The following is a 12,749-nucleotide window of genomic DNA, read 5'->3' as shown; positions in this document are numbered from 1 at the left end:
CGCTAATGTGTAGTGTTTTAGCAAAATTAACGCGCCGCTGGAGCCTCCCGGCCAGCCAGCCATCCATCGTCAGAGCGAGACTTCCCGCCATTCACCGGGAGCCAGACCATCGACTGTCCAGTCTGCCATCTGGTAACGGATCAATCTGAGAGTGGGGTGACCGATGTGGGCCGTCATGCGGCGCACTTGCCGGTTTCGCCCTTCTCTTAAGGTAATGCTGAGCCAGGTGGTCGGGATATTTTTACGCTCCCGAATTGGCGGATGTCTGTCCCAAACCGCAGGCGCATCAATGACGGTGACATCAGCCGGCAATGTCATGCCGTCTTTTAATGTAACGCCTGTGCGTAATGCTTTGAGCTGCTCGTCATCCGGAATGCCCTCGACCTGCACCCAGTAGGTTTTGGGCTGCTTGGAGCTGGGCTGTGTCAGACGCGCTTGCAGGATACCGTCATTGGTCAGCACCAGCAGGCCCTCGCTGTCTTTGTCCAAACGCCCTGCGGCATAGACATCTTTGACCGGGATGTAGTCTGCGAGCGTTTTGTCTCCCGGCTCTCCGCTAAATTGCGTCAACACATTGAATGGCTTGTTAAAAAGAATAATTTTCTGCGGACCGCGATGACGGCCTGGCTGAGCGGCAGTGCGTGATTTTCGCGGCCTGGTGCCAGGCTGACGGGACGGGTTACGATCGTCGTTCCGGGTGGTGCGTCGGGTACGTTGAGTTTTCATGGCGATACAAAGTAAAGGGGATAAGTATTTTGTGAGCGCACCATTATAACGTAAAAAACCACCCATGGCGTGCTGGTGAATTTTCAAGTATGATTCCCCCGCATCTTACAAAAAGATAACAAACGGACGCTAGGAGAATTTAATGGATAGTAAAGTAGTTGTACCAGCAGAAGGTCAGAAAATTGCCCTTGATGCCAATGGTAAGCTGGTCGTTCCTAACAACCCGATCATTCCTTTTATTGAAGGTGATGGTATTGGCGTTGATGTAAGCCCTGCAATGATCAAAGTGGTTGATGCGGCAGTTCAGAAAGCCTACGGCGGCGATCGTAAAATTTCCTGGATGGAGATCTACACCGGTGAAAAATCGACTCAGATTTACGGTGAAGATGCTTGGCTTCCTCAAGAAACGCTTGATTTTATTCGTGAATACAAAGTTGCAATTAAAGGTCCACTGACTACACCTGTTGGCGGCGGCATTCGTTCTCTGAACGTTGCACTGCGTCAAGAGCTGGATCTGTATATCTGTGCTCGCCCGGTTCGTTATTTTGAAGGCGTACCAAGCCCGCTGAAACAACCTGAACTGACTGACATGGTTATCTACCGTGAAAACTCTGAAGATATCTATGCGGGTATCGAGTTCAAAGCAGGTACAGCTGAAGCAGATAAAGTTATCAAGTTCCTGCAAGACGAGATGGGCGCGACTAAGATCCGCTTCTCTAAAAACTGCGGCATCGGCATCAAGCCAGTATCTGAAGAAGGTACTAAGCGCCTGGTACGTGCAGCAGTGCAGTACACCATCGACAATGACCGTGATTCACTGACGCTGGTTCATAAAGGCAACATCATGAAGTTTACTGAAGGTGCCTTTAAAGACTGGGGTTACGAAGTAGCGAAAGAATTCGGTGCTGAGCTGCTGGATGGCGGCCCATGGATGACACTGAAAAACCCTAACACAGGTAAAGAAATCATCATCAAAGACAGCATTGCCGACGCGTTCCTGCAACAGATCCTGCTGCGTCCGGCTGAGTATGATGTGATTGCAACTATGAACCTGAACGGTGACTACATTTCTGATGCCCTGGCTGCTCAGGTAGGTGGTATCGGTATCGCACCTGGTGCCAACATCGGTGACGGTGTTGCGCTGTTTGAAGCCACTCACGGTACTGCACCTAAGTATGCAGGCCAGGATAAAGTGAACCCGGGTTCGCTGATTCTGTCTGCTGAAATGATGCTGCGTCACCTGGGCTGGACGGAAGCTGCTGACCTGATCATCAAGTCTATGGAAGCGGCAATCCGCAACAAGACTGTGACTTACGACTTTGAACGTCTGATGGACGGCGCAACACTGCGTAAGTGTTCAGAGTTCGCTGGCGATATGATTGAACAAATGTAAGTCAGTTTAATCGCTTTGAGAAAAGGCTCGGCTTCGGCTGGGCCTTTTTGTTTTTACTCGGTTATTTATCTTATGGCCTGAGAAAAGCAGGCCCCTGGCATTGTGTTGCTTCTATTAGATCGGTCATAATTAGCTTACAAGCGCTTGGTCGAAACGATAAGAAAACGCGGCGTGAATGGCCAGTTGTTAACTAATTTGTTAATTACTTGTTTTATTTTGATTTATTCACTATTTATTCATTTAATTGTCAATTACGTGGTGATGAAAAGCCAAAATCGGAGATGAAATGCTTGAAGAGCAGGTTGTCAGTGAGGGAGAGGCGAAACTAAAGGTGAGCAATCGCCCACCTGGATAAAGTGATGTAAATGTGTCAGCTACATTTATTTACTGGCGCTTTCAACATCGATGGGGACGATTTCACTGGCGTGATAGCCTTTCGGGCCAGTTTGAACGGTGTAGTTAACTTGTTGACCTGCTTTCAGCGTTCGATATCCTTCCATCTGGATAGTTGAATAGTGTGCAAAGATATCGCCTTCACCGTTTTCAGGACAAATGAAACCGAAGCCTTTTGCGTTGTTGAACCATTTAACTGTACCTGTTGCCATGCTTTTACATCCCTCTTTGCATTCAATTTCCATGTAGCATTTATTTATCAGTACTGTTTTAACATGACTTGAATATAAATGCTATTTTGATGCAGATAGTATCTACTACAAGGTACACTTTAGTAAAAAGACTTAGACAGTCAAGCAAGACTTGTAACATTTGGATGAAATCTTTTTTGTCCGTCGCAATCTAGCAACCGATTGAACAAATGACTAAGATGAGATTATGAGTAAGTTAAGCGAAAGGATTAGCCCTGAGTCAGACATACTTGATAAGGAGGACACTCAGGTTAAGCCGCCATCGATGTATAAAGTGATTTTAAATAATGATGATTACACACCGATGGATTTTGTGATAGAAGTGTTACAGAAGTTCTTCTCCATGGATTTGGAGAGAGCAACACAGTTGATGCTGGCTGTGCATTATGAGGGGAAGGCAGTGTGCGGCATTTTTACTGCCGAAGTCGCTGAAACCAAAGTGGCTCAAGTCATGATGTATGCAAGAGAGCATGAACATCCGCTACTGTGTACCATGGAAAAAGCCTGACTTTTTCCGGCACGCCAAATCAAGTGGTATTTAGGGGAGGTGCCTTATGCTAAATAAAGAACTTGAAACCAGTCTCAATGGTGCCTTCGCGCGGGCAAGGGAAAAACGCCATGAGTTTATGACGGTTGAGCATCTGCTGTTGGCGCTACTGGAGAATCCTGCTGCTCAGGAAGCCCTATTAGCGTGCCGTGCTAATCTGGACACCCTTCGGAAAGAACTGGATGCCTTCATTGAACAAACCACGCCATTAATCCCAGCCGATGACGAAAGCAGGGAAACCCAGCCAACGCTGAGCTTTCAGCGCGTATTACAGCGCGCGGTTTTCCATGTGCAGTCATCGGGTCGCAGTGAAGTGACCGGTGCCAATGTGCTGGTGGCTATTTTCAGTGAACAGGAATCGCACGCGGCCTATCTGCTTAAGAAAAGTGATATCAGCCGTCTTGATGTGGTGAATTTCATTTCTCATGGCACAGTAAAAGACAGTGACAGTGATGATTTGAACCAGTCAGAGGTCAGCCCAGATGATCCTCGTGCAGAAGGCGGTGAAGATCGTCTGGAAAACTTTGCCACCAACCTGAATCAACTGGCCCGGGCCGGTGCTATCGATCCTTTGATCGGCCGTGAATACGAGCTTGAACGTACTGTTCAGGTGCTGTGCCGTCGTCGTAAAAATAATCCTTTGCTGGTCGGTGAGGCCGGGGTGGGTAAGACGGCTATCGCGGAAGGCCTTGCCTGGCGTATCGTTGAAGGTCAGGTCCCCGACATTATTAAAGATTGTGTTATCTACTCGCTGGATATCGGCTCACTGTTGGCCGGCACTAAATATCGTGGCGACTTTGAGAAACGCTTTAAAGCGATTTTGAAGCAGCTCGAGAAAGAAGAAAAAGCCGTCCTGTTCATTGATGAAATTCATACCATCATAGGTGCGGGAGCGGCTTCCGGTGGCCAGGTTGATGCGGCTAATCTGATCAAGCCTTTGCTGAGCAGCGGTAAAATCCGCTGTATGGGGTCAACCACCTATCAGGAATACAGCAATATTTTTGAGAAAGAGAGAGCGCTGGCTCGCCGATTCCAAAAAATTGATATTGTTGAACCTTCTCTGGACGATACCACGAAAATCCTCATGGGGCTGAAAACGAAATACGAAGCTCACCATGAAGTCAGGTACACCAATAAAGCCATTCGGGCGGCAGTTGAGCTTTCTGCTAAATATATCAATGAGCGTCATTTACCTGATAAGGCGATTGATGTCATTGATGAAGCCGGTGCGCGTTGCCGTCTGGCACCTGTCAGTAAGCGTAAGAAAACCATCAATGTCAGCGACATTGAAGCCATGATTGCGCGTATTGCCCGGATCCCTGAAAAATCGGTTTCTTCAAGCGACAAAGAAGTCCTGCTGAATCTGGACAATAAGCTCAAGATGCTGGTCTTTGGTCAGGATAAAGCGATAGAAGCGCTGACCGAAGTCATCAAACTCAGCCGTGCCGGGTTAGGGGCTGATAATAAACCCGTGGGTTCATTTCTGTTTGCCGGTCCGACAGGGGTAGGTAAAACCGAGGTGACGGTACAATTGGCCAAAATGCTGGGCATCGAACTGCTGAGGTTTGATATGTCCGAGTATATGGAACGCCATACTGTCAGCCGTTTGATCGGTGCGCCTCCGGGTTATGTTGGCTTTGATCAGGGTGGTTTGCTGACCGATGCCGTCATTAAGCATCCGCATTCTGTCGTGCTGCTGGATGAAATAGAGAAAGCGCACCCGGATGTCTTTAATCTGCTGCTGCAGGTAATGGATAACGGGACCCTGACCGATAATAACGGACGTAAAGCGGATTTCCGCAACGTGATTTTGGTGATGACAACCAATGCCGGTGTTCAGGAGACGGTACGTAAATCCATCGGGCTTGTTCAGCAGGATCACAGCCATGATGCGATGTCGGAAATCAAGCGGGTCTTTGCGCCTGAATTCCGTAACCGTCTGGATAACATTATTTGGTTCAATCACCTGGAAAAAGAAGTTATCAATCAGGTTGTTGATAAATTCATTGTTGAGCTGCAGGCCCAGCTGGATGCCCGTGGCGTCTCAATGGAAGTTTCAAATGAAGCACGTGAGTGGCTGGCCAATAAAGGCTATGACAAGTCTATGGGTGCCCGGCCAATGGCCCGGGTCATTCAGGAAAACCTGAAAAAACCTATGGCGAATGAGTTGCTGTTCGGCTCGCTGGTCAACGGTGGTTCGGTGCGTGTAACCTTAAAAGATGACGGTACACTGGATTTCCGCTTCAGCAGTGAAATGGAACCCGCACATTAAAGCGTCGGTATCTGCCAGTGATAACTAATAAAAACGGGACCTGAAAGTCCCGTTTTTTTTGCCTTAGCTTATGAAGGCGATAGTATGGTGTGCTTCGCAGCTGGGCCCGTCTGATGTTCACCAGCCCGGCGCAAATTAGCGCGAACGGAAGACGATGCGGCCTTTAGACAGATCGTAAGGAGTCAGCTCAACTGTCACCTTGTCGCCGGTCAGGATACGGATGTAGTTTTTGCGCATTTTGCCAGAGATGTGTGCAGTCACTACGTGACCGTTTTCCAGCTCAACGCGGAACATAGTATTAGGTAGTGTATCCAGTACAGTACCTTGCATTTCGATTACGTCTTCTTTTGCCATTGAATCCTCTTAGGCTACCGTGCCTTGCATCTGATTGGGCCGGATAATGCCTTGAAACTGTTTAAGTGTAAAGTTCAGGCCCGCAATTTTACCCTTGCTGCTGCCCTTTGTCAGCTTTTGTTGCAAACTTCGTTCCTTTTAATGAGGCAGAGGCGGGGGGGATAAATAATAATCTTATTGCCATTGGCCCTGAATCAGCTTTTGGTAAGGCCTGAAGCGGGTTTTATAGTTCATCGCAGGGCAGTCATCAATCTGATAACCGGGGTAGAGCCAGCGTCGCCCGGTATCCCGGCAGTACTGGATTTGCTTCAGTACGCAGAGGGTTCCCAGCGATAACGGGTAGTTTGGCTCGAAGAAGGTATAGACGGCGCTCAGTGCCTGGTCAAAAAAATCGGTGACGGCAACAGCCAGCAATTGCTGATCCTGATAGAGGTGCAGAAAACGGGTTTCCATCCAGTTTGCCTGGCAAAACTCAAAAAACTGCTGTCTGCTGGCCGGATACATGGCCCCGTGCGCATGTCTTTCCCGGATATATTGCTCATAGAGAGGGAACCAGCCATCATCAAGCTGGCTTTTGAATTCCGCCCGAAAGCCATTGAGCTGTTTTAACTGCCTTTTCTGGCTTTTGCTGGGAGTGAAGTTGGTACAGTCAACGCGAAGGGGAGTACAGGCCTGGCACTGGTCGCACATAGGTTTATAAATGGCCTGACCGCTGCGACGATATCCGCAGCCAAGCAGAGCGCCGTAGCCAGAAGTCGTTAGCCAGCGATGATCAACAACCACGCCAAGTTGCTCTTTTTGCTCAGGCAAATAACTGCAACTGATTTCCGGAGTAAAGCCTAAACGTATAGTGGGAAGACTCATGATAACCTGCTACGCAATGACCTGGGGCGAATAACAATCTGATTTAAGTATGGCGCATCTCTGTTGTCCTAAGGTTTGCAAAAATGCGTCACGAGGGACATCTTGCGCGCCCAGAGAGGCGAGGTGCGAGTTCATAATCTGACAGTCAATAAGGCTGCCGTTATGTGCGCTGAAATGCCGGCAGAAATGCCAGAAGGCAATCTTGGAGGCATTGTCGGCGAGCGAAAACATGGATTCACCGCAAAAGACGGTACCCACGCTAATGCCATATAAGCCGCCAACAAGCTGGCCGTCATGCCAGACTTCAACGGAATGGCAGTGACCCTGGTTATGTAAGTGCTGATACGCTTTAATCATGGCGGAAGTGATCCAGGTGGCATCAACCCCGCGGCTGTAAGCGCATTTCTCTATGACCTGATGACAGGCATGGTTTAGAGTGACCTGATAGCCTGATTTGCGGTAAAACTTTCTCAGACTCTTACTTGGCTGAAAAATCTCTGGCAGGATAATCGCTCTGGGAGACGGGCTCCACCATAACAGGGGCTCACCTTCCGCGTACCAGGGGAAGATGCCTTGCCGGTAAGCATGAATAAGTCGCTGGGCACTGAGATCACCACCAAATGCCAACAGGCCATTGGGATCATCAAGCGCCGTGCTCGGATGGGGAAACTGTAAGTCGACTGAGTCGAGCTCAGGCAAATATATAGCCATATAAATACAATGTAGGTGGAGAATATCAGTATGAGAAAGTGGTTATGGTTCGTTTTGCTGTTTACATGCGTGTCGCAAGCCGCGCCTTATAATCGCAATCAGGCGCGCCCGGTCAATCAGGTTGTTTTCGGTCAACTGGAAACGGTACGTTATATTACTCAGCAGCAAGTGGTCAACTCCGAACATAACGGCTGGCAGACTTTATTGGGGGCAGTGGTGGGTGGCTTGATCGGTAATCAGTTCGGAGGAGGACATGGCCGTGAGGTGGCGACCACGGTTGGCGCCTTGGCGGGCGCCGGCGTTGCCTATCAAAATCAGCATATTGGCCAGTCAATCCGGCAGTACAAACTGGTGGAATTACTGATAAAAACCGATGACGGTAAGCTGGTGGATGTGATTCAGGATATTGATCCGAATATGCTGTTTCAGTCAGGTGATAACGTCCGGATTCTCTATTTTGACGAAGGGGTCAGAGTTGACCGCACTTATCCATAGCCAGAACAAGTAAGCCAGAACGAGTGAGCCAGAACGAGAAAAAGGCGCTGGAATCACTCCAGCGCCTTTCTGTTGCATGAGTTAAACCCGACGCCAGAGTTCAGTGTAGCGCCCGTTCAGGGCCATCAGGGAAGCGTGATTGCCACGTTCTATGATGTCGCCCTGATCCATTAGACAAATCTGATCCATTTGCTCCAGCCCGACCAGACGGTGGGTGATGAAGACCACTGTTTTATCCGGCATGTGCTCGAACAGCAAAGACAGGATCTGTTGTTCAGTCCGGCGGTCCAGCCCTTCGGTCGGTTCATCAAGCAGTAAAATGGGGGCATCATGCAAAAGCGCACGGGCGATTCCCATACGCCGGCGTTCGCCCCCGGAAATTTGCCGGCCCCCGTCACCCAGCCAGGTATTCAGGCCATTACCGTCCAGCAGTTTCTCCAGTCCGACTTTGGTCAGTACGGCTGTCAGCTCGCTGTCGGTGGCACCCGGTTTGGCTAATTGCAGGTTATCGCGCACTGTGCCGTTAAAGATATCGACACGCTGGCTGACTACACTGACAGCATCACGCAGTGCCGCTTCCTGCCATTGACAAAGCGGCGTGCCATCCAGTGTGATCTCGCCCTGCTGCGGATCCCAGTTACGGGTCAGCAATTGCAGCAGGGTTGATTTACCACAGCCCGTGCGCCCAAGCAGGGCCAGTTTTTCACCGGCTTTGAGCTCAAGAGTGACGTGGTTGAGCACGGATTGTTCACTGCCAAAGTAGCTAAAGCTGACGTCTTGGATCTTTATCTCGCCCCTGACGCTGGCTTGATGACCCTGAGGATCAAACTGTGTGTCGGGCGTGGCATGAATAATTTCATTCAGGCGTCTGGCCGAGGAGAGCGTTTGCCCCAGATACTGGAAAGCCCCGGCAACCGGCATCATCAGCTCAAAGCTGGCCATAGTGGCAAAAGCCGCCAGCGCAATCATAGGATCAGGCGTACTGCCCCCCACACCGTCAGCCGCTAACCACAGCATGAGTACCAGAGACCATCCGGTGGCCAGCAGTAACATCGCATTTGCCATTCCTGTCAGGCTGGCCATACGGCGCTGTGCCAGCAGCAGCTGATTCTGCTCACTGAGTGTCCGCTCCCTGTACGCGGGCTCTGCGTTAAACAGTAAGAGCTCAGCCTGGCCTTGTAACCAGTCGAGCAGACGTATTCTGAATCCGGCTTTTGCCATCGTCAGTGTTTCACCGTGTTTCTTGCCCAGTTTATAAAAAATAACCGGCAGAGAAAGCATCAGGGTAAACAGCAGGCAACCAAGTACCAGGCCAAGCGCGGGGTCAAACCAGGCCAGAAAGCCACTGATCGCCAGGATACCAATCACCCCAATCACTAAGGGGCTGATCAGCCGCAGGTATACGTGATCCATGGCATCCACATCAGCAACCAGGCGGTTTAGCAAATCGGCGTCGCGCAGATTGGTCTGACGGCCGGGAATCAGCGGAATGAGCTTACGGAAGAAGAAAATGCGCAGATCGGCCAGCAGCTTAAAAGTCGCATTGTGGCTGACAACACGTTCACCCCAGCGGCCAGCGGTGCGGGCGATGGAAAAACCACGCACACCCGATGCAGGTAACATGTAGTTGAAGGTTTCGCGGGCAATCGTCATACCCGCAACGGCGGAGGCGGCAAGGAACCAGCCAGACAGTGTCAGCAGGCTCATGGCAGCAAGCAGGGTCGCCAGTCCCAGCAACATACCCAGAGTCAGGCCAAACCAATGACGACGGTAGAGTTTAATGTAAGGGATTAAATCACGCATCGAGATCCCTCTTATCTGTGTGTGACAACATGTCTGCTAATAAGCCTTCGCGGCTTATCTGGCTGAAATGGCCTTGTTGAACAATCTGGCCGTTTTCCAGCACCAGCACCTTATCCATACTGGTCAGCTGGTCGAGACGGTGGCTGATCATCAGGGTGGTCTGGCCTTGGGTGGCCTGGTTAAGGCTCTGTTGCACCAGGTGTTCGCTGTTAGCGTCCAGGCTGGCGGTGGGTTCATCTAAAAGCCAGAAACTGCCGTTCTGAAGTAGGGCGCGGGCGACGGCCAGTCGCTGTGCCTGACCCACGGACAGACCGGCTGAGCGATCACCGACCGGGTGATCCAAGCCCCGTTCCAGATGCCGGATAAACTCACTGGCAAAGGCATTGTCCGCCACTTGCCGGACATGCTCGTCAGTGGCGTTTGGATTACCCAGCATAATGTTATCGCGAATGCTGCCATGGATTAGCAGCGGGTTCTGGCCCACCCAGCTGATAGCCTGGCGCCACTGGGCCGGGTCGATATCGCGCAGCTCTGTACCATTCACTTTGATGCTGCCTTCATAGGGCAGGAAACCCAGCAGGGCATTTAACAGGCTGGTTTTACCGGCACCGCTGGGGCCAACCAGAGCCACTTGTTGTTTCGCATCAATATCAAAACTCAGCGGGCCTGCCAGAACCTGTCCTTGCGGGCTGAGCACTTTGACGTCGCTCAGACTGATGCGGATGGTCTCGGGAGAGGGCAGCGGCTGCTCACCCTGACTCATGTCGTCAGCCTGGGTATTGAGGAAAGTCACTATGGATTCTGCGGCGCCAATGGCTTGCGCTTTGGCGTGGTAATAGGTGCCCAGATCTCGCAGCGGCTGATAGAACTCAGGCGCCAGCAGCAGAATAAAGAAACCGGTGAACAAAGTGATCGGCAGGCCATAATGGCCGAAATCCAGCTCGCCAATGAAGGAAAAACCAAAATAGACCGCAACCAGCGCGATGGAAATGGCCGTGAAAAATTCCAGCACCGCGGATGACAGAAAGGCCATGCGCAGCACTTCCATGGTGCCTTTGCGCAGTGTGTCGGCGGCCTCATGCAGGTTTTCGGCTTCGGCGTCTGCTCGGTTGAACAGTCGCAGGGTTGCCAGACCCTGCAGGCGGTCATAAAAGTGGCCGGACAGGCGCTGCATGGCTGTGAAGTTGCGTCGGCTTGCATCGGCAGCCCCCATACCGACCAGCGCCATGAACAAGGGCACTAACGGCGCAGTGATCAGGAAAATCAGACCGGCCGCCCAGTTAAACGGAAATACCGCCACCAGAATGACTACCGGGATAAGGACAGACAGCGCCATCTGAGGGATATAGCGGGCAAAGAAATCCTGCATTTCTTCAACCTGTTCCAGAATCAGGCTGGCCCAGGAACCGGCAGGACGACCTTTGATAAACGCCGGGCCAAGCTGATGCAGCCGTTGAATGATCAGCTGACGGATATGCAGGCGGATATGCTCACCGCACCGGTATCCTGCCACTTCCCGGCCCCAGCTGCAGGCGGCACGCAATGCAACCACAGCAATCAGACCAACAAAATGCGGGATCAGCTGGTACTTGTCAGTGTGTTCAATGATCAGTTGCTGCAAAATGTAGGCGAGCAGTCCGGCCTGGGCAACCAGGAGAAGACCCGACAGGAATCCCATGCCGACACTCAGCATGAGCCAGGGTTTGGCAAGCTTGCTTTGCGATTTTAACCATTTGGTCAATTCGCGCTGTAATTGTTTATCCATTTTTTAAAGTAGCGCTGTATGGTTGGTCAAATTCTGGTTTCCCAAAGGGGGAAGGCAAAAAAGGCCGCGGTCGATTGCCGTGGCCGTCGTTTCAGTTTTTACTTGCTGTTTAACGCGTCAAGGTAGCGTTCCGCATCCAGCGCGGCCATGCAACCTGTGCCGGCAGAAGTGATAGCCTGGCGGTAGACGTGATCCATGACATCGCCGGCGGCAAATACACCAGCAACGCTGGTTTGTGTTGCATTGCCTTCCAGGCCGGACTGAACTTTGATATAGCCATTTTCCATTGCCAGCTGACCGGTAAAGATGCCGGTGTTCGGCTGGTGGCCGATAGCAATGAACACGCCCATCACGTCCAGATCTTCGGTTGTATCAGACTGGGTTGCTTTCAGGCGTACACCTGTCACGCCCATGTCATCACCCAGTACTTCTTCCAGGGTGCGATCTGTGTGCAGGACGATATTGCCGTTATGGACTTTGTCCATCAGGCGATCGATAAGAATTTTCTCGGCGCGGAAGGTGTCACGTCTGTGGATCAGGTGCACCTCAGACGCAATGTTGGCCAGGTACAGGGCTTCTTCTACAGCGGTATTGCCGCCGCCGACCACAGCAACTTTCTGGTTACGATAGAAAAATCCGTCACAGGTGGCACAGGCCGAGACACCGCGGCCCTGGAAAGTTTGTTCAGATTCCAGACCGATATATTTTGCGGACGCGCCGGTTGCGATGATCAATGCGTCGCAGGTGTATTCACCGTTATCGCCTTTCAGATGGAAAGGACGCTGGCTGAAATCGGTTTCGTTGATGTGATCGAAAATGATCTCAGTATTGAATTTTTCAGCATGCTCTTTCATGCGGTCCATCAGTGCCGGACCTGTCAGTCCTTCCGCGTCGCCAGGCCAGTTTTCAACTTCTGTCGTCGTGGTAAGCTGGCCGCCTTGCTGCATGCCAGTAATCATGACTGGATTGAGATTGGCACGGGCCGCGTAAACTGCTGCCGTATAACCGGCGGGGCCAGAACCTAGGATGAGTAGTTTACTGTGTTTTGCGTTACTCATTGTTTCTCCAGACTTAGTCAGCGTCACTTATCAATAAGGCATCGATTGTAGGGAAAATGCAGGCGTAAGGAAAGAGCAGACCATAGCTGTGCCGCAAACTCAAAGAAAAAGCGCCGG

12 protein-coding genes are annotated in these 12,749 nt (G+C 51.1%); 4 read left to right on the top strand and 8 right to left on the bottom strand.

What is annotated here, in order from left to right; translation table 11 throughout:
- Positions 1–69: 69 nt before the first annotated feature.
- A complete protein-coding gene (locus H511_RS0113490; protein WP_036759744.1) occupies positions 70–726 on the bottom strand; it encodes a pseudouridine synthase in 657 nt (218 codons plus the stop codon).
- 142 nt (positions 727–868) lie between these two features.
- On the opposite strand from H511_RS0113490, the gene icd reads away from it, so the two are divergent.
- On the top strand, positions 869–2,119 hold the full coding sequence (gene icd / locus H511_RS0113485) for an NADP-dependent isocitrate dehydrogenase (RefSeq protein ID WP_027252773.1): 1,251 nt from the start codon (positions 869–871) through the stop codon (positions 2,117–2,119).
- A 380-nt stretch (positions 2,120–2,499) separates the two neighbouring features.
- Here the strand turns inward: icd and cspD are convergent, their stop codons facing one another.
- Entirely contained in the window at positions 2,500–2,724 is a 225-nt protein-coding gene (cspD, locus tag H511_RS0113480) for a cold shock domain-containing protein CspD (protein WP_027252772.1), read from the bottom strand.
- A gap of 226 nt (positions 2,725–2,950) precedes the next feature.
- Here cspD and clpS point away from each other — a divergent pair, with 226 nt between their 5' ends.
- Together clpS and clpA are read left to right on the top strand one after the other, a co-directional pair.
- Positions 2,951–3,271 carry an ATP-dependent Clp protease adapter ClpS gene (gene clpS, locus H511_RS0113475; protein WP_027252771.1) on the top strand — a complete coding sequence of 107 codons (321 nt, stop codon included), beginning with the start codon at positions 2,951–2,953 and terminating at the stop codon, positions 3,269–3,271.
- A 46-nt stretch (positions 3,272–3,317) separates the two neighbouring features.
- Positions 3,318–5,582, top strand: a complete 2,265-nt coding sequence (gene clpA / locus H511_RS0113470) for an ATP-dependent Clp protease ATP-binding subunit ClpA (protein ID WP_027252770.1) — start codon at positions 3,318–3,320, stop codon at positions 5,580–5,582.
- A 135-nt stretch (positions 5,583–5,717) separates the two neighbouring features.
- Here clpA and infA read toward each other — a convergent pair whose 3' ends face one another.
- The 3 genes from infA to aat form a co-directional block, all read right to left on the bottom strand.
- Complete coding sequence (infA, locus tag H511_RS0113465) at positions 5,718–5,936, bottom strand: translation initiation factor IF-1 (protein WP_027252769.1); 219 nt, start codon at positions 5,934–5,936, stop codon at positions 5,718–5,720.
- A gap of 174 nt (positions 5,937–6,110) precedes the next feature.
- Positions 6,111–6,800, bottom strand: a complete 690-nt coding sequence (locus tag H511_RS0113455; RefSeq protein ID WP_027252768.1) for an arginyltransferase — start codon at positions 6,798–6,800, stop codon at positions 6,111–6,113.
- Positions 6,801–6,809: 9 nt separating this feature from the next.
- A complete protein-coding gene (gene aat, locus H511_RS0113450) occupies positions 6,810–7,511 on the bottom strand; it encodes a leucyl/phenylalanyl-tRNA--protein transferase (RefSeq protein ID WP_027252767.1) in 702 nt (233 codons plus the stop codon).
- 30 nt (positions 7,512–7,541) lie between these two features.
- Here aat and H511_RS0113445 point away from each other — a divergent pair, with 30 nt between their 5' ends.
- Positions 7,542–8,006, top strand: a complete 465-nt coding sequence (locus H511_RS0113445; protein WP_027252766.1) for an outer membrane lipoprotein — start codon at positions 7,542–7,544, stop codon at positions 8,004–8,006.
- An 81-nt stretch (positions 8,007–8,087) separates the two neighbouring features.
- On the opposite strand, the gene cydC is transcribed toward H511_RS0113445, so the two are convergent.
- The 3 genes from cydC to trxB form a co-directional block, all read right to left on the bottom strand.
- A complete protein-coding gene (gene cydC / locus H511_RS0113440) occupies positions 8,088–9,809 on the bottom strand; it encodes a heme ABC transporter ATP-binding protein/permease CydC (RefSeq protein ID WP_027252765.1) in 1,722 nt (573 codons plus the stop codon).
- On the bottom strand, positions 9,802–11,574 hold the full coding sequence (gene cydD, locus H511_RS0113435; RefSeq protein ID WP_027252764.1) for a heme ABC transporter permease/ATP-binding protein CydD: 1,773 nt from the start codon (positions 11,572–11,574) through the stop codon (positions 9,802–9,804). Before cydD ends, cydC begins: the two co-directional genes overlap by 8 nt.
- Positions 11,575–11,672: 98 nt before the next feature.
- Positions 11,673–12,632, bottom strand: a complete 960-nt coding sequence (trxB, locus tag H511_RS0113430; protein ID WP_027252763.1) for a thioredoxin-disulfide reductase — start codon at positions 12,630–12,632, stop codon at positions 11,673–11,675.
- Positions 12,633–12,749 lie beyond the last annotated feature (117 nt).

The sequence above is a fragment of the Photobacterium halotolerans DSM 18316 genome (assembly GCF_000425165.1).
Taxonomy (GTDB): Bacteria; Pseudomonadota; Gammaproteobacteria; order Enterobacterales; family Vibrionaceae; genus Photobacterium; species Photobacterium halotolerans.
Note: the sequence above shows the minus strand (reverse complement) of the source record. Positions and strands in the feature narration are given on the sequence as shown.